We start from the raw sequence: 20,939 nt of genomic DNA, 5'->3' as shown, positions 1-20,939 counted from the left end.
CTATCCACGTCACTTCGTGGAAGCAGCCGTTTCGCCTGGCCGTGTCTTGGTTCACTACACTCTAGGGGGACGCACCGGCTTCGTTGTCTCGCCCCGCAGAGCGCCCCACTTTATCCATCGACGAAAGAAGTCCTCTGTGCACGCCATTGGTATCGACATCGGCGGCACCAAAATCGCCGCGGCCCTGGTCGACGAATCCGGAACGATCATCCGCTCGGATCGACGCCCGACCACCGCGAGCGATCCTCGCGGGATCGAAGACGCCGTCGTCGACATGATCACGGAGCTCTCGGAGGGCGAGGAGGTCGTCGCCGCCGGGATCGCCGCGGCCGGCTTCATCGACGCCGCCCAGTCCACCGTTTACTACGGGCCCAACGTCAACTGGCGCCACGAGCCACTTCGGGCCACTCTCGAGGCGCGGCTCGACCTGCCCATCCTGATCGAGAACGACGCGAACGCCGCGGGCTGGGCGGAATTCACCTTCGGCGCCGGCCGGGGCTACACCGACATGGTCACCCTCACCATCGGCACCGGAGTGGGCGGAGCTATCGTCGCCGACAACCGTCTCTTCCGCGGTGGCTTCGGCTGTGCCGCCGAGCTCGGGCATCTGCGCGTGGTGCCCGGCGGTCGCCTCTGCGGCTGCGGCGCCCACGGCTGCATCGAACAGTACGGTTCGGGTCGCGCCCTGCTTCGAATTGCCACCGAGCTGGCGGATGCCGGCGGAATCGGCCTCGGCCTCGCGGCCGCCCGTGAGCGCAAGGGCAAGCTGACCGGCAAAGAGGTCGGCCGGCTGATCCAGGACGGTGACAACGGCGCCTTGGCCGCCCTGAGGCAGTTGGGCGGCTCGCTCGGGCAGGCCTGCGCAAGCCTGGCGGCCGTACTTGACCCGCAGATCTTCGTCTTCGGCGGGGGCGTCGCCGCTGCCGGTGAACTGCTGCTCGAGCCCATCCGCGCCGCGTACCTCGAAAATCTGCCGGCCAGGGGCTTCCACCCGGAGGCCGAATTCGCCATCGCGCAGCTCGTCAACGACGCCGGTGTCGTCGGTGCGGCCGACCTGGCGCGGAAACACGTTTTCGCGCAGTAGGCTTTCCGGGTTACCGAGGGAGCAACGATGTTCTACTGGCTCATGAAAAACATTGTCATCGGCCCTCTGCTGCTGGCTATCTTCCGGCCCTGGGTGGTCGGGCTCGAGAACATCCCCAAAGAGGGCGGTGTGATCCTCGCGAGCAATCACCTGTCGTTCATCGACTCGGTGTTCCTGCCGCTGGTCGTTCCGCGTCGCGTCGTCTTCCTCGCAAAGAGTGAGTACTTCACGGGCAAGGGGCTCAAGGGCTGGGCGACACGCCAGTTCTTCAAGGCCACCGGCCAGCTGCCGATCGACCGGTCGGGTGGCAAGGCATCCGAGGATTCCCTCAACACCGGCCTGCGCGTCCTGGGTGCCGGCGGCGTGCTCGGCATCTACCCTGAGGGCACCCGCAGTCCCGACGCGAAGATGTACCGGGGCCGCACCGGCGTGGCGCGGATGGTGCTCGAGGCCGAGGTCCCGGTCATCCCTGTGGCCATGATCGACACTGAGAAGGCCATGCCGACGGGCACCCGCATCCCGAAGGTGCGCCGGATCGGCATCGTGATCGGCGAACCCCTCGACTTCAGCCGCTTCGACGGCATGGAGGGCGACCGGTTCGTGCTCCGGTCCGTGACCGACGAGCTGATGTACGAGCTGCAAGCCCTCAGCCGGCAGGAGTATGTGGACGTCTACGCGACCAGCGTGAAAGAAAAGCGGGCCAGCCTGACCCGATAGAATCAGACGGTTGCCCAGGGGCCGACAGACCCCGACCCGATAGCCCGGCCCGCAATATTTTTCTTGCCGGACCAGACAAAAAAGGAATAGTCCCGTGGTAGACCCCACCGAACCAGTCGTGCTCGCAGATCGATCTGTGGTTGCCGGCCTGGACTATTGGCGCACCCTCCCGATCAAGCAGCAGCCGACCTGGCCCGACGCGGATGCGGTTGCCGCGGCATCTGCCGAACTCTCCACGCAGCCGCCGCTCGTCTTCGCCGGCGAGGTCGACATCCTACGGAACCGGCTCGCCGAGGCCGCCGGCGGCCATGCCTTCCTGCTGCAGGGCGGGGACTGCGCCGAGACGTTCAGCGGCGCCACCGCGGAGCAGATCCGCAACCGGGTCAAGACCGTGCTGCAGATGGCCGTCGTGTTGACGTACGGCGCGTCGATGCCCGTGATCAAGATGGGCCGGATGGCCGGCCAGTTCGCCAAGCCACGCTCCAGCGATTTCGAGACCCGGGGTGGCGTCACCCTGCCGGCTTACCGCGGCGATATCGTCAACGGTTACGATTTCACACCCGAATCGCGCGAGGCCGACCCGGCCCGCCTGGTCAAGGGCTACCACACCGCCGCCTCCACCCTCAACCTGATCCGTGCCTTCACGCAGGGCGGTTTCGCCGACCTGCGCCAGGTGCACAGCTGGAACCAGGGCTTCGCCGCCAACCCGGCCAACCAGCGCTACGAGAAGGTGGCCAAGGAGATCGACCGCGCGATCAAGTTCATGATCGCGTGCGGCGCCGACTTTGAAGCCATGCGTCGGACGGAGTTCTACACCAGCCACGAGGGTCTGCTGATGGACTACGAGCGTCCGATGACCCGGATCGATTCCCGCACGGGCACGCCGTACAACACCTCCGCGCACTTCATCTGGATCGGGGAGCGCACCCGTGACCTTGACGGTGCGCACGTCGACTTCCTCTCCCGGGTGCGCAACCCGATCGGGGTCAAGCTCGGCCCGAGCACGTCAACCGACGACATGCTGCGCCTGGTCGACAAGCTCGACCCGAACCGCGAACCCGGTCGTCTCACGTTCATCACCCGGATGGGTGCGGGCAAGGTGCGCAGCGCCCTGCCGCCGCTGCTGGAGGCGATCAAGGCCAGTGAGGCCAAGCCGCTCTGGGTCACCGACCCGATGCACGGCAACGGTGTGACCACGCCCACCGGGTACAAGACCCGTCGTTTCGACGACGTCGTCGACGAGGTGCGCGGCTTCTTCGAGGCGCACCGCAGCGTCGGCACACACCCGGGCGGCGTTCACGTCGAACTTACCGGCGACGACGTCACGGAGTGCCTGGGTGGTTCCGAGCACATCGACGAGGCCGCGCTGGCGACCCGCTATGAGTCGCTCTGCGACCCGCGCCTGAATCACATGCAGTCGCTCGAGCTCGCCTTCCTGGTTGCCGAGGAGCTTGCCGCTCGCTAACCCGGCCCCGGGTGCCCGCTCCGGCATGGGAACCGCCGGGTACGGCCGGCCCGGCCGGGGTGGCTGTCTAGCCGAACGGGTTCGTCGGCTTGAGGGTGATGGTGCTGTTCTTGGGCGCGGCGGTGCCGGCTTCGGGATTCGTCGATGCGACGCTCAGGAGCGGTGCGATGGCATCCGCGCCGAGATTGTAGCTCAGCTTGAATCCCAGGTCGGTGAGCACCTGCTTGCCCTCGTTCCACGGGAGGCCGACGATGTTGGGCACCGTGACGGGTGCCGGGCCGAGGGAAGTAGTGAGTGCATACGTGTCGCCGGTGCGCACGGGACCTTCGTTCACGGGGGCCGCGCTCACGACGTCTCCCTCGGCGATCGACTCACTGTAGATCTCGTCGCCGGGGGTGACGAGCAGCCCCTTCTCCGCCAGGATCGCGGTGGCGTCCTTGACGGATTCGCCGGACACGTCCGGTACGGGGCCGAGTGAGAGAACCAGATTGACTTTCATGCCCACGAAGTAGTCCCCACCCTGGGAGACGTCCCCGGCGTCGGATTCGCGGCTCGCGGAGATGACCAGGCCCGATTCCACGGTGTCGTCGAAGAGGGAATCGGTCGCCCCGATGCCTGCCTTCAGCTCCGTGACGGCGGAGGTCGCAGCATCGGCCGTCAATCCCGCCAGCACGGGCAGAACGATCGGCTGCGGGCCCTGGGATACACGCAGCGTCACCGTGCTGCCCTTCGCCACGCGGGTGCCCGAATCCGGGTTGGTGCTGGAGACGAGGCCGGCGGGGATGGTGCCGCTGAACTCGGTGCCGAGCGCCGCCTCCAGCCCGAGCCCGGTGAGCTGGGCGGTCGCGTCGTCGGGGGACACCGAGACGAGGGCGGGAATCGGGACCTCTGAGCCGGGGCCGTTGCCGAAGAACCAGCCGGTTCCGCCGGCAAGGGCTGCCAGCATGAGCACCAGCGCGAAGAGCCAGAAGCCGCGGAACTTGCGTGTGCGGGCCTTGTCGGCCAGGAGAATGGTGGTGGCGGGTGCCGAGGCAGAAGCCGCCGTGGCCACGCCGGCCACCGCCGGGGCGAGCGGGGCACCGCCGAGGATCTGGGTGTCCGCGTCGGCCACCGCTGCGGTCACGCCGCCGGGCAGCACCATGGTCGCGGATTGTCCGGTCGCCGGGGAGGTCGGGCGCACGAGCTTGTCGAGGTCGAGCAGTTGATCGAGCATGACACGTGCGTCCCGGGGGCGCTGCTCCGGGTCGCGGGCGGTGGCCCAGAGCACCAGTTCGTCGAGCTCGTGCGGAATCGCGGGTATCCGCGCGCTAGGCATGGGCACGTTGTCGTTCGCGTGCTGGTAGGCGATCTGCATGGGCGCTTCGCCGACATAGGGCTGCTCGCCGGTAAGCATCTCGTAGGTCATGATGCCGAGCGCGTAGATGTCGCTGCGGGCATCCGCGATGCCCCGCGTGACGAGTTCGGGGGAGAGGTAGGCGATCGTGCCGAGCAGGGCCTGCCCGGTGGCCGTGTTGTTGTTGACGGCCCGGGCGAGTCCGAAGTCGCCGATCTTGATGCGGCCGTCGTCGGCCAGGAGAACGTTCTCCGGCTTGAGATCGCGATGCACGATTCCTGCTTTGTGCGCGGCGGCGAGGCCCGAGAGCACCGCCTCGAGGATGTCCATCGTCTGCTCACTGGTGAGCCGGCCGTAGTCCTTGAGCAGGTCGCGCAGAGTGATGCCGGGCAGGTATTCCATGACCAGATAGGCCATATCGGCATCCTGGCCCTGGTCGTAGACGTTGACCACGTTCGGGTGCGCGAGCCGGGCGGCCGAGCGGGCCTCCTGCACGAACCGGGCCTTGAACGTGTTGTCGTCGGCGAGGTGCCCGTGCATGATCTTGATGGCGACCCGGCGTTCGAGGCGCAGGTCGGTCGCGAGGTACACGGTGGCCATGCCACCGCGGGCGATCCGTGAGCGCACCTGATAGCGGCCGTCTATCAGACGACCGACCATGGGATCGGCAGAGGTATCGCTCACTAGTCGAGTCTAGGGATTGCGAAGCCGTTCCCTGTGCCGGAACACTCGCAAGTCAGGGTTTTCAAGCCTGAGCGGATGCGAGCTGCAGGTCAGCCGAGATCGGCCAGCCAGGCCCGGGCCGATGTTTCCCACTTCGCGTAGTGGTTCGGGTGAGCCGAGATCTGCACGGTCTGCGCGGCCTCGGTCACGGTCATCGACTCCCAGCCGGGGATGTCGAGCAGTCCGCGCGTGATGCCGGGGTTGGGGTTCACGGGGCCGCCGAAGAAGGCGAGGCTGGCCCGCTCCGGGTCGAGCACCTGCTCGGGGGTTCCCCAGCCGAAACTGGGGCGTTGCTGGAAGAGGCCGAGGGAGTCGCGGTCGCCGTACTGCACGTTGCGCAGCCCGGATTCCTGGGCCGCGGCGGCCAGGGCGATCACGATTGCGGAGTCGCCGGCACCCGCGCGGCGACCGCTCGCGATAATGATTTCGGCGTACCGGCGCATGTCCTCGCTGAGCGGCGTGACCTCGCCGGGCGCTGCAGACGGCGCAGGGGCGGCCTCCTCGATGAGGATCGCCGATTCCATCGCCGGCGCCGCGGGAACGGAGCCGGACGGGATCGACAGGACCTGGCCGGGGTAGATGATGCTGGACCAGCCGAGGCCGTTGGCGTCGAGAACGGATTGCACCGAGACGCCCGCCGCGGCCGCGAGGGCTCCGATGGTCTCGCCGGCGGCGATCGTGTGCGTGCCGGAAGCATTCAGCGGGGCGAAGGCTGCGGCCGGCGCGGCCGAGACCAGCGCGGCACCGTCGCCCGGCGGCAGCACGACGGCCTGCCCGGGGAAGATGATGCTGCCCGCGTCGAGCCCGTTCACGCGGAGCAGGGCCTCGAGGGAGAGCCCGTGCGCGACGGCAACGCCGGAAAGCGTGTCCCCGCTCTGGATCAGGTACCGCGAGATCTCGGCGGCGACGGGCGCCGGAGCCGGAGCGGACGGCTGCGCCAGACCGGCCAGGGTCAGCATCTGGCCCGGGAAGATCACCGCGGACCAGCCAAGGCCGTTGAGGGCGAGCACGGATGCGGTGGAGAGACCGAATCGTCCGGCCACGCTGCTCACGGTGTCGCCTTCGACGACCTGGTACTGGGTCGGCGCCGCGACGGCGGCGATACTCTGCCGACCTGCGCCGGCGGGCACCGCGGTCGGCAGGATGCTCTTGCTCTTGAGCGGCTTCTTCGCGATGGTGGCGGCATCCGCCGGCGACGCCAGGTTCAGGCTGATCGCGATCGTGCTGATCACCACGAGCGGGACGGTGACCAGGATGCCCAGACCCCGTCGTTCGGTGGCGTGCCGGTGGTGGCCCGCACCGGGCGTCGAAGAATTCGCGTCGCTGGTGCTGCTGGCTGGACTGTTCCTGCTGGCTGGTGCCGACATTCCGCTCCCGTCGATTGCGTGCGACAGCGGTGCTGGCACAGCATTGCCCAGTCAATCAGGTTGGCCCCCATTCTGGGCATCAACACGCGCGTTTGCGCCATGAGAGTTTGTCCGCCCCGTCGAATCATGGGAGGCTTGATGAGTGACCGAATCGTTCTCAGATCAAGAGTGGCTGTCCATCGCCGACCTCGTCCGGGTGCTCGGCGTCAGCCAGAGCCGCGTGCGTCAGCTGATCGACGACAAGCAGCTGCTCGCCATGCGCCGTGACAACGGCCCCTTGCAGATTCCCGCCGCGTTCATCAGGGACGGCGCCCCGCTGCCCGAGCTGCGCGGCACGCTGATCGTGCTCTCCGACGACGGCTTCAGTGACGAGCAGGCGATGCGCTGGCTCCTTGAGGTCGACGGCAGCCTCGGCGTTCCCCCGGTCCAGGCGCTGCTTGCCGGCCGTAAGGCCGAAGTGCGCCGGGTCGCCCAGGCGCTCGCCTGACTTTTCCGCGCTCCTAGAACGCCCGGCGGGTCACCGTCTCGGCCAGCTCCATCAGCCGCGTCGTGACCGCGCCGCTGATCGGTGATCCCTTGAGAGCTGCGAGGGCCTCGGCGACGTTCGAGTCGATGAGCGCCTCGATCCGCTCGACGGCGCCGCTGTCGACGATGGCGCGCTGCAACATCCCGATCTGTGCTTCCGTCAGCAGCGGGTCGCCGAGGAGCGCGTCCAGGTTCTCGCGGGCCGTGTCCGTCAGGTTCTCGCGCGCCAGAGCGACCAGTACAGTGCGTTTGCCCTCGCGGAGGTCGTCACCGCTCGGTTTGCCGGTGACAGAGGCGTCGCCGAACACCCCGAGCAGGTCGTCCCGAAGTTGGAATGCGATGCCTAGCGGCAGTCCGAAGGCACGCAGGGCGTCGAGGTGGTCCGGGCCGGCGCCGGCCAGGGCTGCGCCGATCACGAGCGGCGCCTGCACGCTGTACTTGGCCGACTTGAAGACGATGACCCGCAGCGCCCGGTCGAAGAGTTCTGTTTCGGGCTGGGAGAACCAGGCGCGTTCTTCGAAGATGTCGAGGTACTGGCCCACAGTGACCTCGGTGCGCATCCGGTTGAATTCTATCCGTGCCCGGGCCGCGGCCGACGCGTCGGTGGCTGCCGCGAGCCCCTCGTCGAGCAGCTCATCGCTCCAGCCCAGCAAGAGGTCGCCGAGAAGGATTCCGGCGGCCCGGCCGAACGCGACCTGGCTGCCTGCCCATCCGCTTTGGCCGTGCATGCCCTCGAAGAGTTTGTGGGCGGAGGCCGCGCCGCGTCGGGTATCCGAATTATCGATGATGTCGTCGTGGACGAGTGCTGCCGCATGGAAGATTTCCAGGGCCGCCGCCGCGGAGATGACCGGCACCAGCGCGGTCAGGGCGTGGTCGGAATCCCCGTTCGCACCAGTGGATCCGCCTGTGCCGACGCTCTGCCAGCCCCAGTAGCAGAACAGCGCCCGGAAGCGTTTGCCACCGCTGAGAAACTGCCGTGAGAACTCCACCAGCGGCGTGAGATCGGAGCTGATGGTAGTCACAATTGGTAAACGGGTTTCGAGGAATTCGTCGATGCGAGAATGAACCAGATCGATCAGATGATTGCTTTGCGCCACTTGCCTAGCCTAGCCATCACGGCGGGGTTAGAATCGGTGAAGCACAGCGCGATCCCAAACAGGAGGAATGAGATGCCGCTTTCGGAACAAGAGCAGCGACTCCTCGAAGAAATGGAGCGCGGCCTCTACCACAATGACGCCGATTTCGTGGCGACCGTCGGAGGCAGCAGCCTCCGGCCCGACTACCGCTCGATTTCCATCGGGGTTCTGGCCGCGGTTGCCGGCATCGGTGCTCTCATCGCCGGCGTGGCCATCCAGCAGCTCTGGCTCGGTGTCCTCGGCTTCATCATCATGTTCGCCGGGGTGTTGTTCGCGACCACGCCCAGCAAGTCCGCCCGGCGGATGTCCGCATCCGCTCCGCGCTCCCGTCCGAACCAGCAGCAGCGGTCGTCTCAGCGCGGTTTCATGGATCGCATGAACGAACGCTGGGATCGTCGCCAGGACGGCCAGCAGTAACCTTCTCACCACCGCTCGACTGCACTTCCGCTCCACCGCACCTCGCAGACAGGGCCGATCATCCGATCGGCCCTTTTTTTGTGCCCGAAAACGGTGCGAAATGAAACCCGGCCTTGAATTTCCCTCCACTCCGCTTTCCCCCGTTTTCATGCGGATCAGTAGGGTGAATTTCTCCAATATTTGCGCGTTTATTCTGTTTGGTGGATCAAAGTGGAGTAAAGTGGAGCAAGATCTGGACCGTGACCGGATGAGAGGGGGGATGAATGTTCTTTGGCACGTACGCCCCCAAGCTCGACGAAAAAGGCCGCATCATCCTTCCCGCAAAATTCCGGGACGAGCTGTCTCCCGGGATCGTCATGACCCGAGGCCAGGAGAACTGCCTCTACGTGTTCACGACCCGGGAGTTCGAGGCGTACTACGCGAAGATCTCCCAGGCGCCGCTCACGGACCAGAGCGGGCGCTCCTTCAGTCGCATGATGTTCTCCGGCGCGAGCGCAGAGCAGCCCGACAAGCAGAACCGGGTGACCATCCCCGCGAACCTGCGCGCCTGGGCCGGGCTCGACCGGGACCTCACCGTGATCGGCGCCGGCAACCGGGTAGAGATCTGGGACACCGCCGCCTGGGACGCGTACCTCTCCGAACAGGAAGAACCATTCGCGAACATCACGGAGGAGGTGATTCCGGGACTCATCTAGCTCCTGACGCCTGACTCCCAGCCGTTCTGCCTGACACACTTCCCCGGTGGCAGAGACGAATGGATGGGGATCAGGAATCAGGAACCACCCGGGACTATGGCCATCAACGATATCCACACCCCAGTTCTGCTCGACCGCTGCGTCGAGCTGCTCGCACCGGCACTGGAACGACCCGGCGCCGTGCTCGTCGACGCCACTCTCGGCATGGGCGGGCACGCCGAGGCGTTCCTGCAGCGGTTCCCCGGGCTCGTCCTGGTCGGACTCGACCGGGATCTCGACGCCCTCGCGATCGCCGAGGAGCGGCTGAAGCCGTTCCGCGACCGGGTTCACCTCGTGCACACCGTCTACGACGGTATTCAGGACGCGCTGGCCGGCCTCGGCATCCGCGAGGTGTCCGGCGTGCTCTTCGACCTCGGCGTGTCCTCGCTCCAGCTCGACCGGGTCGAGCGTGGTTTCTCCTACTCCAAGGACGCGCCGCTGGACATGCGCATGGACAACACCAGCGACCTGACGGCCGAGCGCATCGTGGCCACGTACAGCGAGCAGGAGCTGCGCCGGATCTTCCACGAGTACGGCGAGGAGAAGCTGGCGGCACGCTACGCCAAGGCCATCGTCGAGGCCAGGGAGACCACCCCGTTCGTGCGGTCGGCCCAGCTGGTCTCCGTGATCACCGCCGTCACACCGGTTGTTGTTCAGCGCGCCGGACACCCCGCGAAGCGGGTCTTCCAGGCGCTGCGCATCGAGGTCAACCAGGAACTCGCCGTGCTCGAGCGCGCCATTCCCGCAGCGCTTCATTCGGTCGCGGTCGGTGGGCGCATCGTCGTCATGGCCTACCAGTCCCTCGAGGACCGGATCGTGAAGAAGTCCCTGGCAAAGGCATCCGGCTCCACCGCCCCTGCCGGATTGCCGATCGAACTTCCCGAACACAAACCACTGTTCAAGCTTGTGATCCGAGGGGCCGAATTGGCCTCGGACGAAGAAAAGGCGAGAAACCCGCGCGCAACGCCGGTTCGCCTTCGCGCCGCCGAGCGACTGAGGAGAGCCGCATGAGTGACAACCTCGCACGCGCACCACGACCCAACTGGGAGAGCACCCCCGACACCGCTTCGGTGCCGGAGCCTCGCCACATCGAGATCGTCTCGCCGCGCAGCCAGCGTCACGCGCGTCCGAAGATCGTCTACGCACTCTCGGCCGTCACCGGCGTGGCTGCCATCGTGCTCGCTCAGCTGCTGCTGAGCGTCGGGATCTCCCAGTCCGCCTACGAGGTGTCCCGGCTGCAGGCCAGCCAGGTCGAACTCGGGCGCACGGCGGAGAGCGTCACCGAGGACCTCGTGCGGGTCTCGTCCCCGCAGAGCCTGGCCGCGAACGCGGAAGCACTCGGCATGGTCAGCAACTCCAACCCGGTGTACCTCCGCCTGTCCGACGCCGCCGTTCTCGGAGCGCCCGCCTCCGCCAGCGGAAGCTCGGCCGGTACGGCGAGCCTGGTGCCCAACTCGCTCCTCGTCGGCGTACCTTTGGTCACGGAACTGCCGCAGACCACCGGTCAGGGGGCCAGCCTCGGCGGTTCACCGGCCGAGGTCCCCGCGGCGGTCGCCCCGGTTGCCCCGGCAGCCGAACCCAACGCTCTGCCGACGCCCACGACCCGCTAGCCCGCCCCGGTTCGCCCGTCTCGCGAGGGACGTCCCGCCCGCCTCCCGTTAGTTTCGTTCCCAGAACGCGCCCAACCCGCGGCCCCGGCCGCAGTAAGGAATCGCAGGTGGCGAGCAGCTCCCGGTCCAGCAGGCGGCGCAGTGCCGCGACGATCCTGATCCTGCTCGTGTTCGTGGCCGTATTCGTGGTCAGGCTCGTCGACATCCAGGTCGTGCGCGCCGAGACGCTCAGCGCCGACTCGCTGGGCAACCGGTCGGTCGAGCAGCCCGTCTACGGAGCCCGCGGAGACATCGTCGACACGAACGGGGTTGTCCTGGCCGGCACGGTCATGCGGTACGACATCACCCTGTCTCCGCGGAACGCCGCGGAATTCGACCGCACCACCGACGATGGGGACGTGACCGTGACGGTCGCGCAGGCGGCCGCGGAGGTGGGCGCCCTCACCGGGCAGACCGGCGACGAGATCCTCCAGATCATCTCCGGCTCCCTGGCCGCCGACAAGGACTCCGACTACGCCGTCGTCGTGCGGGCCGTGGACGTCTCGGTGTTCCGGGCCATCGACAAGCTCGACATCCCGTGGATGTACGCCGAGAAGAACCCGGGCCGGGTCTACCCGGATGGCGCCGTGGCCGGCAACCTGGTCGGATTCGTCTCCTCCGGGGGAGAGGCTCAGGCCGGCATCGAGCTCGGGCAGGACGCCTGCCTCGCGAGCACCAACGGCACGGAGACCTATGAGAAGGGAGCGGATGGCGTGCGCCTGCCCCAGAGCACCGTCACCACGGTCCGGGCCAAGGACGGCGGCGACGTCGTCACGACCATCGACTCCGACCTGCAGTGGTTCGTGCAGCAGGTGCTGGCCGAACAGGCCGTCGCCACAGGCGCGGCCTGGGGCAACGTGGTGGTGCAGGAGGTGAAGACCGGGAAGCTCGTCGCGGTCGCCGACTACCCGTCGGTCGACCCCAACGACGTCAACGGCACCCCCGACGCTGAGGACCGCGGCTCCCGGGCCTTCACCGCCCCCTTCGAGCCCGGTTCCACGTACAAGGCGCTGACCACGGCATCCGTTCTCGACGCGGGGGCCGCCACCCCGCTGAGCCGGGTCGTCGCGCCCTACCGGTACCTGCCGCCCAACGGTGCCAACGTGAACGATAGCTCAAACCACGCCGACCTGAACCTCACCCTCACGGGCGTGATGATCGAGTCTTCGAACACGGGCATGTCGAAGTTCGGCGAGTTGATCAGTGACCAGCAGCGCTACGACTATATGAGTAAGTTCGGTGTGGGCTCGGCCTCGGAGTCCGGTTTCCTCGCCGAGGAATCCGGCACCCTGCGCCCCTTCGAAGATTGGGACAACCAGACCAAGTACGCGACCATGTTCGGTCAGGGGCTCACCACCACGGCCATCCAGGTCTCCAGTATCTACCAGACCCTGGCCAACAACGGCGTGCGGATGCCCGTGCAACTGGTCGCAGGCTGCCGCCACGCTGACGGCAGCATGACCGACGTGCCCGAAGCGGTCGGTACCCCGGTCGTGTCGGCCGCCGCCGCCCGGGAGACCGCAGACATCCTCGAGATGGTCTACCAGAAGGCCTGGCTGGCCAAGACGTGGGAGATTCCGGGCTACCGGGTGGGCGCGAAGACCGGGACGGCGCAGATGCCCGATGGTCGGGGTGGGTACACCAAGGGGTACCTGGTGTCGGTCTCCGGCTTCGCTCCGGGCGACGATCCGCAGTATGTCGTTTCGGTCAGCCTCGCCGACCCTGTTAAACTGAACTCTTCCGCGGCATCTGCTCCGATCTTTCAAGAGGTCATGAGTCAGGTGCTGAAGAAGTACCGGGCAGTCCCCTCGGGCGCCACCGCGCCTGCCCTTCCCGGTACCTGGTAAGAAAGCGAGCCCCGTGACCGAATTGGCACCCTCGGCTCTCCGTCCTCAGCATCCGGTCCCCAGATCGTTGTCGGGACTGGTCGATGAATTCGAACTGTATGTGCACGGCGATGTCGATGGCCTCGAGGTCACCGGCGTGAGCCTGAGCTCCCGAACCGTTCAGCCCGGAGACCTCTATGTCGGCGTTCCCGGGCGCGCGAGTCATGGCGCGTCCTACGCCGCCGGCGCCCGCGAGTCCGGTGCGGTCGCGATTTTGACCGATGAGGCCGGGGCGGTGCTGGCCGCCGACAGCGGCCTGCCGATCCTGGTGACCCCGGACGCGCGCGCCGCGCTCGGTGCCGTCGCCGCCTGGATCTACCGCACCGACGCCAATCCGGCCACGCTCTTCTCCGTCACCGGCACCAACGGCAAGACCAGCGTGGTCTATCTCCTCTTCGCCCTGCTCAACCAACTGGGCGTCGTGGCCGGCCTCACTTCGACGGCCGAGCGCCGCATCGGCGACCTCGCCGTGGTGAGCTCGCTGACGACCCCGGAGGCAACCGAGCTGCACGCCCTCCTCTCCCGCATGCGAGAGGCCGAGGTGCGCGCCGTTGCGATCGAGGTGTCCGCCCAGGCGCTGACCCGCCACCGCGTGGACGGGCTCGTCTTCGACGTCGCCGGGTTCACGAATCTGAGTCACGACCACCTCGACGACTACGCGGGCCTCGACGAGTACTTCCAGGCCAAACTCGAGCTGTTCCAGCCCGACCGCTCCCGGCGGGGCGTCATCACGGTCGACTCCGACTGGGGCCGCCGGATCGTCGACGAGTGCCGCATCCCCGTCACCACCCTGAGCAGCAACCCGGACGTCGCCGCCGACTGGCACATGTCCATCGTCTCCGAGAGCGCGCTGTACACCGAGTTCCTGCTCGAGGGCCCCGAAGGGCGCCGCCTGCAGACCCGGGTTCCCCTGGTCGGCTGGTTCATGGCCGCCAACGCCGCCCTGGCCATCCTGATGCTGGTCGAATCCGGCTACGACCTCGAGGCGATCGCCCATTCCCTCGATCGTGACGGCGGAATCGACGTCTACATCCCCGGGCGCGCTGAGCGCATCTCCGGGGACACGGGACCGCTCGTCTACATCGACTACGGGCACAGCCCGGACGCGTTCCTGAACACCCTCGCCGCCATCCGTAAGTTCACTCCCGGCCGACTGATCATGGTCTTCGGCGCCGACGGCGACCGCGACACCACGAAACGGGCGGACATGGGGGCGATCGCTGCCCGCGGGGCGGATGTCGTCGTGATCACCGACTTCCACCCTCGGTTCGAGGACCCCGCGGCCATTCGTGCCACTCTGCTCGCTGCCGCACGGGAGGCCGTGCCCGGCGGAGAGTTCCATGAGGTGCCCGACCCCCGGACGGCGTTCCGGACGGCGCTGTCCCTAGCGAAAGAAGGCGACGCGATCTTGTATGCGGGACCCGGCCATGAAAATTACCACGAGGTTGCCGGCGTGAAGATTCCGTACTCCGCCCGGGACGATTCCCGCCAGGCGCTGCGCGATGCGGGGTGGCTGTAGATGATCGCCCTGACCCTGGGCCAGATCGCCTTGGCCGTCGACGGCACGCTCCACCTGGACGGAACCTCTCGGAGCATCGACTCCGTGACCGACGGAATGGTGCACACCGACTCGCGCGACACCGTTCCCGGCTCCATCTTCGTGGCCAAGCCCGGTGCGGTGACTGACGGCCACCTCTTCGCCCCGGCCGCCGTCGAACGCGGCGCCACCCTGCTGATCGTCGAACGACACCTTGATCTCCCCGTGGCGCAGATCGTCGTGCCGGACGCCGTGCTCGCCCTCGGCGCCCTCGCCACCGACGTCGTGGCCCGCGTGCGGGAAGCCGGCAACCTCAAGATCGTCGCCGTCACCGGATCCAACGGCAAGACCACGACGAAGAACCTGCTCCGCGCCGTGCTCGAGCGCGTCGGCCCGACCGTCGCGGCCCGCGCATCTTTCAACAACGAGGTCGGCGCGCCGCTGACCATGCTCGAACTGACCCGCGACACCCGTTTCCTGGTGGCGGAGATGGGTGCGAGCGGCGTCGGAGAGATCGCCCGGCTCATCCGGATGGCCCGTCCCGACATCGGGATCGTGCTCAAGGTCGGCCTCGCCCATGCCGGCGAATTCGGAGGCATCGAAGCCACGGTCCGCGCGAAGACCGAAATGGTCACCGAGCTGCTGGCGACGGATGTCGCCGTGCTGAATACCGACGACCCGCGCGTCGCCGGTATGGCCGCCTCCACCCGGGCCCGGATCGTCTGGTTCGGCCAGTACGGCGAGGAGGGAGTGCGCGCGACCGCGGTGCACGCCTCCGCGTCCGGAACGACGTTCACGCTGCACCTGGCCTCGGGCCAGTCCCGCCCGGTGGCGTTTCAGGTGCTCGGCGAACACCATGTCATGAACGCTCTGGCCGCCGCCGCCGCCGCCGAGATCCTGGGAGTCGCGATCGACGACATCGTCTCCGCCCTCGAATCCGTGCAGACCGCCGAACGTTGGCGCATGCAGGTCATGGGCGGCCGGGACGGGGTGACCGTCATCAACGACGCCTACAACGCCAGCCCGGACTCCATGACGGCGGCGCTCAAGACCCTCGCTCAGATCGGTGTTCCCGGCCGGCGCACCATCGCGGTTCTCGGCGAGATGAGCGAGCTGGGCGAACTGGCTGGTGAGGAGCACGACCGCGTCGGGCTGCTCGCCGTGCGCCTCAACATCTCCCAGCTCATCGTGGTCGGGCGCGGCGCGCGGCGCATGCACATCAGCACCATCAACGAGGGATCCTGGGACGGGGAGTCGGCCTTCGTCGAGAATGCCGACGAGGCCTTCGACCTGCTCTGCGCCACAGTGCAACCGGGGGACACCGTGCTGGTGAAATCCTCCAATTCCGCCGGCCTGAGATTTTTGGGCGACCGTCTGGGAGAGTGGTTCTCGTGAGAGCACTTTTGATGGCCGGAGCCTTCTCCCTCGTCTTCACCCTGTCGCTGACGCCGCTGTTCATCCGGCTGTTCAAGAAGCTGGGCTGGGGACAGTTCATCCGCGACGACGGCCCGCAGAGCCACCACGCCAAGCGCGGCACGGCCACCATGGGGGGCATCATCATCATCCTCGGCGCCCTGGTCAGCTATTTCTCGGCGATGTGGTTGACCGGGTCCCCGGTCACGGCGTCGCCGCTGCTGGTGCTGTTCATGATGGTGGGCCTCGGCATGGTCGGCTTCGTCGACGACTTCCTGAAAACGCGGAACCAGCGCAGCCTCGGGCTCGGCGGCTGGGCCAAGATCACCGGCCAGGTTCTCGTGGCCGGCACGTTCGCCATCCTGGCCATCCAGTTTCCGAACGCCAACGGCGTCACGCCGGCGTCGACTAAAATCTCGTTCCTGCGAGATCTGCCGCTGGACTTCATGCAATTGGGCAGCATCATCGGCATCTCCCTGTTCGTGCTGTGGATCTGTCTGATCGTGACGGCCACGTCCAACGGCGTCAACGTCACCGACGGCCTCGACGGGCTCGCCACCGGGTCGTCGATCCTGTCGATCGGCGCGTTCATCGTGATCGGCTTCTGGCAGTCCAACCAGGCCCGCTTCGGGGGAGCGGACATCGCCGACCTCTACCGCGCCTACGACGTTCGGGACCCGCTCGACCTGGCCATCGTCTCCGCGGCCATCGTCGGCGGCCTGATCGGCTTCCTCTGGTGGAACACCTCGCCGGCCAAGATCTTCCTGGGCGACACCGGTTCGCTCGGCATCGGCGGCGCCCTCGCCGCCCTGGCCATCCTGAGCCGCACCGAACTGCTGCTCGTGCTGATCGGCGGCCTGTTCGTGATCGAGGCCGGATCGGTGATCGTGCAGCGCGCCTACTTCAAGGTGACCCGCGGCCAGCGCATCTTCCTGATGAGCCCCATCCATCACCACTTCGAGCTCAAGGGCTGGGCCGAGGTCACCGTGGTGGTGCGTTTCTGGATCATCGGCGGGCTGTTCGTGGCCGCCGGCGTCGGCACCTTCTACCTCGAATGGCTGGCCAGCTAGTGGCTGGTCGCCACGCCGATGAGGTCGGGCCCGCTGGGGCTGACGCCGCGCGCCTCGACGGGTTGACCAGCTGGCACTCCGACTGGTCCGGCCTCCATGTCGCCGTGCTCGGTCTGGGCGTCACCGGCTTCGCAGCCGCCGACACCCTCGTCGAACTGGGCGCGGATGTGCTCGTCGTGGCGGGGGACGCTCCTGCCGACACCATCCGCCTGCTCGACGTGATCGGGGCGGGACTGGTGCAGGCCGCGCCGGGCGTCGTTCCGCATGAACTGACCCGGCACCGGCCGGAGGTTCTGATCGCCTCGCCCGGCTACCACCCCGACCACGCTCTGCTGCTCTGGGCCGCTCGGGCCGGGGTACCGGTCTGGGGAGACATCGAGCTGGCCTGGCGCCTGCGGGACAAGGTCGGGCCCGCGGCCGAGTGGATCCTCGTCACCGGCACCAACGGCAAGACCACCACCGTGCAGCTGACGGCCACCATGCTCGCCGCCGCCGGCCTGCGCGTCGCACCCTGCGGCAACATCGGTGTGCCCGTCCTCGACGCCGTGCGCGACCCGCACGGCTGGGACGTGCTCGTGGTCGAACTCTCCAGCTACCAGCTTCACCACCTGCCCCGCACCGGTCCCGGCGCCCTCGTGCCGTTCTCCAGCGTCTGCCTCAACATCGCCGACGACCACCTCGACTGGCACGGTTCGGCCGAGGCGTACCGCGATGCGAAAGCAACCGTCTACGCCAATACCCAGGTGGCCTGCGTCTACAACAAGGCGGATGCCGCGACCATCCGTATGGTCGAGGACGCCGACGTGCAGGAGGGTGCCCGGGCCATCGGCTTCGGCCTCGGCGCCCCCGGGCCCAGCGACTTCGGCATCGTCGAGGGCATCCTTTGCGACCGCGCGTTCCACGAGGACCGGTTCGAGACCGCCATCGAGATCACCACCGCGCCGGAACTCCGGGCCCACGGGCTCAGCGCGCCGCACCTGCTCGCTGACATCCTCGCTGCCAGCGCTCTGGCCCGGTCCTTCGGCGTCGCGCCCGGCGTCATCCACGACGCCCTGGAGGGTTTCCGCCTCGACGCGCACCGGATCGAGATCGTTGCCGAGTTTGCCGGCATCCGCTGGATCGACGACTCGAAGGCCACCAACCCGCATGCGGCGGATGCTTCGCTCACCGCTTTCGAGACCGTCGTCTGGCTGGTCGGCGGCCTGCTCAAGGACGTCGATGTCGATGACCTGGTAGCCCGGCACGTCGGCCACCTGCGCGGGGCCGTGATCATCGGAGCCGACCGCTCCGTGTTACGGGACGCATTCGCGCGACACGCGCCGGAGCTGCCGGTGTTCGAGATCGACGCCGACGACACTGGTCAGGTGATGCCCGGGGCGGTCCGCCTCGCGGCCGGTCTCGCAGAAACCGGCGACGTTGTGCTGCTGGCCCCGGCCGCGGCGTCTATGGACCAGTTCACCGACTACGCCCAGCGGGGCCGGTTGTTCGCAGAAGCCGTACGGGACCACCTGGGAGGTGAGGCGGATGAAGACTCCGCCTCGAACCCCGGCGCCTAGGCAGGCCGCGCCCGTCGCCTCCACCCGAATTCATTTCGGCCGGGTGTTCAAGGCCGAGTCCGCGAGCTATTTCCTGCTGCTCGGCACGACCCTGTTCCTCGTCGTGTTCGGCCTGGTCATGGTGCTGTCGTCTTCCTCGGTCGACTCCTACCTGGAGAACACCGGCTTCTTCGGCACCGTCCTGCGCCAGGGGGGATTCGCGCTGATCGGCGTTCCGGTGATGCTGATGATCAGCCACCTGCCGCTGAAGTTCTGGCGGCGTGTGGCGTGGCCGTTGCTCATCGTCGCCTGTCTCCTGCAATGCCTGGTCGTGTTCACGCCGCTGGGCGTCGAGGTGGCCGGCAACACCAACTGGCTGTCGGTCGGCGGAGTCCAGTTCCAGCCCTCCGAGGCGATCAAACTCGCCCTCGTCGTCTGGCTGGGCATGATCCTGTCGCAGAAGGAGAAACGGCTCGACGACTGGCGCCACGTGTACATTCCGGTTTTCGGCGTGGGCGGCGGCGCCGTGCTGCTCGTGCTCATCGGCGGTGACCTCGGAACCGTCCTGATCATGGCCGGTATCCTCTTCGGAGCCCTGTTCTTCGCCGGCGTTCGACTGCGCCTCCTGGCAGTGCCTCTCGGCGCCGGGGTCGTGCTCGCGGTTCTGATGGCATTGACGAGCACGAACCGGATGACGCGCATCCTGAGCTTCATGGGAGCCGGCTGCGAAGAGCTCGACGGCCCCATCTCGGCACCCTGCTGGCAGCCGCTGCACGGCACCTGGGCACTCGCCAACGGCGGGATCTTCGGCGTTGGGCTCGGCAACTCCAAAGCGAAGTGGTCCTGGCTGCCCGCGGCCGACAACGACTACATCTTCGCCATCGTCGGCGAAGAACTCGGACTGATCGGGGCCATCGTCGTCCTATTCATGTTCATCCTGCTGGCCTTCGCGTTCCTGCGCATCATGCGCACCAGCACGAGCCTGCAGGCCCGCGTGTCGACGGCCGCCGTGCTCGTCTGGCTGATCGGCCAGGCCTTCGTCAACATCGGCGTGGTCCTGGGCGTGTTCCCGGTGCTGGGTGTTCCGCTCCCGTTGGTGTCCGCCGGCGGCACCGCCCTGCTCACGACCCTCGGTGCGATCGGCATCGTGCTCTCATTCACCCGGGGCGACCACGCGGAGCCGCCACGACGCACCGCCATGTCGACCGACACGTCAGGAGCCCGAGAGTGACCACCTATCTGCTGGCCGGGGGCGGAACCGCCGGCCACGTGAACCCGTTGCTGGCCGTCGCCGACACCATCATGAGCCGGGAACCGGATGCGACAGTCATCGTTCTCGGCACCAGGGAGGGCCTCGAGGCCCGCCTGGTGCCGGCCCGCGGCTACGAGCTCGTCTTCGTTCCCCGACTGCCTTTCCCACGCCGGCCGAACCGACAGGCCCTCTCCTTTTTGCCACGGCTGAACCGTGCCATTGGCGACGTGGCCGATCTGATCCGGTTCCGCACGGTCGACGTCGTCGTCGGGTTCGGCGGCTACGTCTCGACCCCGGCCTACTTCGCGGCACGCCGGGCGGGGGTGCCGATCGTCATCCACGAGGCCAATTTCCGGGCCGGGCTGGCCAACCGGCTCGGCGCCTGGTTCACCCGCCATGTCGCGGTGGCCTTTCCCGGCACCCGGATCCGCCACCCGACCGTCGTCGGGATGCCGCTGCGACCCGAGATCGCCGAGCTTGACCGGGCTCAGGCGCGCCCGGAGGCCTTGGCGTTCTTCGGCCTCGACGCCGACCGCCCCACCCTGCTGGTCACCGGCGGATCCCTGGGCGCTCGGCGCCTGAACAACACCATCGCTTCCTCGGCTCCCGGTCTGATCAGGGCCGGCTGGCAGGTGCTGCACATCACCGGTGAGAAGTCGGAGGTGACAGACCCAGGTCTGCACCACTACCGCCTGATCTCCTACTGCGACCGGATGGACCTGGCGCTGTCCGCGGCGGACTTCGCGGTGTCCCGGGCCGGCGCCGGAACCGTGTGCGAACTCAGCGCCCTCGGCATCCCGGCCGTCTACGTGCCGTACCCCGTCGGCAACGGCGAGCAGCGCTTCAACGCGGCGGACGTCGTGCGCGCCGGCGGCGGGATCCTCGTCGACGATGCGGACTTCGTGCCGAACTGGGTGCAGCACGAGCTCGTTCCCGTGCTCACCGACCGGGAGCGCGTGCGCCGGATGGGCGTCGCGGCGGCATCCGTCGGGGGACTCGACGGCTCGGTCCGAATGACCGACTTCATCCACGCCGCCCTCGCCTGATCACAGCGGCTAACGTTGTTCCAGCACCAGAACACCAGCACCGAACGCAC

General features: G+C 67.8%; 18 protein-coding genes. 15 read left to right on the top strand and 3 right to left on the bottom strand.

Going from position 1 to position 20,939, the window contains the following annotated elements; translation table 11 throughout:
* The first annotated feature begins 136 nt into the window (after window positions 1-136).
* From E3O54_RS07845 to E3O54_RS07835, 3 genes are all read left to right on the top strand, one after another.
* Complete coding sequence (locus E3O54_RS07845; protein WP_104099534.1) at window positions 137-1,084, top strand: ROK family glucokinase; 948 nt, start codon at window positions 137-139, stop codon at window positions 1,082-1,084.
* A 27-nt stretch (window positions 1,085-1,111) separates the two neighbouring features.
* Window positions 1,112-1,801: a 1-acyl-sn-glycerol-3-phosphate acyltransferase gene (locus E3O54_RS07840; protein ID WP_104099533.1), complete on the top strand. Its 690-nt coding sequence runs from the start codon at window positions 1,112-1,114 to the stop codon at window positions 1,799-1,801.
* Window positions 1,802-1,895: 94 nt separating this feature from the next.
* Complete coding sequence (locus E3O54_RS07835) at window positions 1,896-3,266, top strand: class II 3-deoxy-7-phosphoheptulonate synthase (protein ID WP_369827920.1); 1,371 nt, start codon at window positions 1,896-1,898, stop codon at window positions 3,264-3,266.
* 67 nt (window positions 3,267-3,333) lie between these two features.
* Here E3O54_RS07835 and pknB read toward each other — a convergent pair whose 3' ends face one another.
* Both pknB and E3O54_RS07825 read right to left on the bottom strand, forming a co-directional pair.
* Window positions 3,334-5,283: a Stk1 family PASTA domain-containing Ser/Thr kinase gene (gene pknB, locus E3O54_RS07830; RefSeq protein ID WP_104099532.1), complete on the bottom strand. Its 1,950-nt coding sequence runs from the start codon at window positions 5,281-5,283 to the stop codon at window positions 3,334-3,336.
* An 89-nt stretch (window positions 5,284-5,372) separates the two neighbouring features.
* On the bottom strand, window positions 5,373-6,689 hold the full coding sequence (locus E3O54_RS07825; protein WP_104099548.1) for a LysM peptidoglycan-binding domain-containing protein: 1,317 nt from the start codon (window positions 6,687-6,689) through the stop codon (window positions 5,373-5,375).
* Window positions 6,690-6,831: 142 nt separating this feature from the next.
* Here E3O54_RS07825 and E3O54_RS07820 point away from each other — a divergent pair, with 142 nt between their 5' ends.
* Window positions 6,832-7,176: an Rv2175c family DNA-binding protein gene (locus E3O54_RS07820; protein ID WP_104099531.1), complete on the top strand. Its 345-nt coding sequence runs from the start codon at window positions 6,832-6,834 to the stop codon at window positions 7,174-7,176.
* A 13-nt stretch (window positions 7,177-7,189) separates the two neighbouring features.
* On the opposite strand, the gene E3O54_RS07815 is transcribed toward E3O54_RS07820, so the two are convergent.
* Window positions 7,190-8,311: a polyprenyl synthetase family protein gene (locus E3O54_RS07815; RefSeq protein ID WP_104099530.1), complete on the bottom strand. Its 1,122-nt coding sequence runs from the start codon at window positions 8,309-8,311 to the stop codon at window positions 7,190-7,192.
* On the opposite strand from E3O54_RS07815, the gene E3O54_RS07810 reads away from it, so the two are divergent.
* The 11 genes from E3O54_RS07810 (at window position 8,276) to E3O54_RS07760 (ending at window position 20,889) form a co-directional block, all read left to right on the top strand.
* Window positions 8,276-8,767 (top strand): DUF3040 domain-containing protein, encoded by a 492-nt coding sequence (locus E3O54_RS07810; protein WP_338145468.1) that lies wholly within the window; start codon window positions 8,276-8,278, stop codon window positions 8,765-8,767. The two genes, E3O54_RS07815 and E3O54_RS07810, sit on opposite strands and share 36 nt — an antisense overlap.
* Before the next feature lie 263 nt (window positions 8,768-9,030).
* Window positions 9,031-9,462 carry a division/cell wall cluster transcriptional repressor MraZ gene (gene mraZ / locus E3O54_RS07805; RefSeq protein ID WP_104099528.1) on the top strand — a complete coding sequence of 144 codons (432 nt, stop codon included), beginning with the start codon at window positions 9,031-9,033 and terminating at the stop codon, window positions 9,460-9,462.
* 96 nt (window positions 9,463-9,558) lie between these two features.
* Window positions 9,559-10,512, top strand: coding sequence for a 16S rRNA (cytosine(1402)-N(4))-methyltransferase RsmH (gene rsmH / locus E3O54_RS07800; protein ID WP_134401328.1), 954 nt, complete (start codon window positions 9,559-9,561; stop codon window positions 10,510-10,512).
* Window positions 10,509-11,111, top strand: coding sequence for a hypothetical protein (locus E3O54_RS07795; RefSeq protein WP_134401327.1), 603 nt, complete (start codon window positions 10,509-10,511; stop codon window positions 11,109-11,111). Before rsmH ends, E3O54_RS07795 begins: the two co-directional genes overlap by 4 nt.
* 107 nt (window positions 11,112-11,218) lie before the next feature.
* Window positions 11,219-12,997 carry a penicillin-binding protein 2 gene (locus tag E3O54_RS07790; protein ID WP_241976795.1) on the top strand — a complete coding sequence of 593 codons (1,779 nt, stop codon included), beginning with the start codon at window positions 11,219-11,221 and terminating at the stop codon, window positions 12,995-12,997.
* A 13-nt stretch (window positions 12,998-13,010) separates the two neighbouring features.
* Entirely contained in the window at window positions 13,011-14,555 is a 1,545-nt protein-coding gene (locus tag E3O54_RS07785; RefSeq protein ID WP_104099525.1) for a Mur ligase family protein, read from the top strand.
* Window positions 14,556-15,968 carry a UDP-N-acetylmuramoyl-tripeptide--D-alanyl-D-alanine ligase gene (gene murF, locus E3O54_RS07780; protein WP_134401326.1) on the top strand — a complete coding sequence of 471 codons (1,413 nt, stop codon included), beginning with the start codon at window positions 14,556-14,558 and terminating at the stop codon, window positions 15,966-15,968.
* The gene (gene mraY / locus E3O54_RS07775) at window positions 15,965-17,056 is read left to right on the top strand and encodes a phospho-N-acetylmuramoyl-pentapeptide-transferase (protein WP_134343348.1); all 1,092 of its coding nucleotides are present in this window, start codon (window positions 15,965-15,967) and stop codon (window positions 17,054-17,056) included. The genes murF and mraY overlap by 4 nt, the downstream gene beginning before the upstream one ends.
* Window positions 17,056-18,612, top strand: coding sequence for a UDP-N-acetylmuramoyl-L-alanine--D-glutamate ligase (gene murD, locus E3O54_RS07770; RefSeq protein ID WP_241976794.1), 1,557 nt, complete (start codon window positions 17,056-17,058; stop codon window positions 18,610-18,612). The genes mraY and murD overlap by 1 nt, the downstream gene beginning before the upstream one ends.
* Window positions 18,581-19,822, top strand: a complete 1,242-nt coding sequence (gene ftsW / locus E3O54_RS07765) for a putative lipid II flippase FtsW (protein ID WP_104099521.1) — start codon at window positions 18,581-18,583, stop codon at window positions 19,820-19,822. The genes murD and ftsW overlap by 32 nt, the downstream gene beginning before the upstream one ends.
* A complete protein-coding gene (locus E3O54_RS07760) occupies window positions 19,819-20,889 on the top strand; it encodes a glycosyltransferase (RefSeq protein WP_134401324.1) in 1,071 nt (356 codons plus the stop codon). Before ftsW ends, E3O54_RS07760 begins: the two co-directional genes overlap by 4 nt.
* Window positions 20,890-20,939 lie beyond the last annotated feature (50 nt).

It is taken from the genome of Cryobacterium sp. TMT2-4 (assembly GCF_004402575.1).
Classification (GTDB): Bacteria; Actinomycetota; Actinomycetes; order Actinomycetales; family Microbacteriaceae; genus Cryobacterium; species Cryobacterium sandaracinum.
This window is presented reverse-complemented; position numbering and strand designations above follow the sequence as displayed.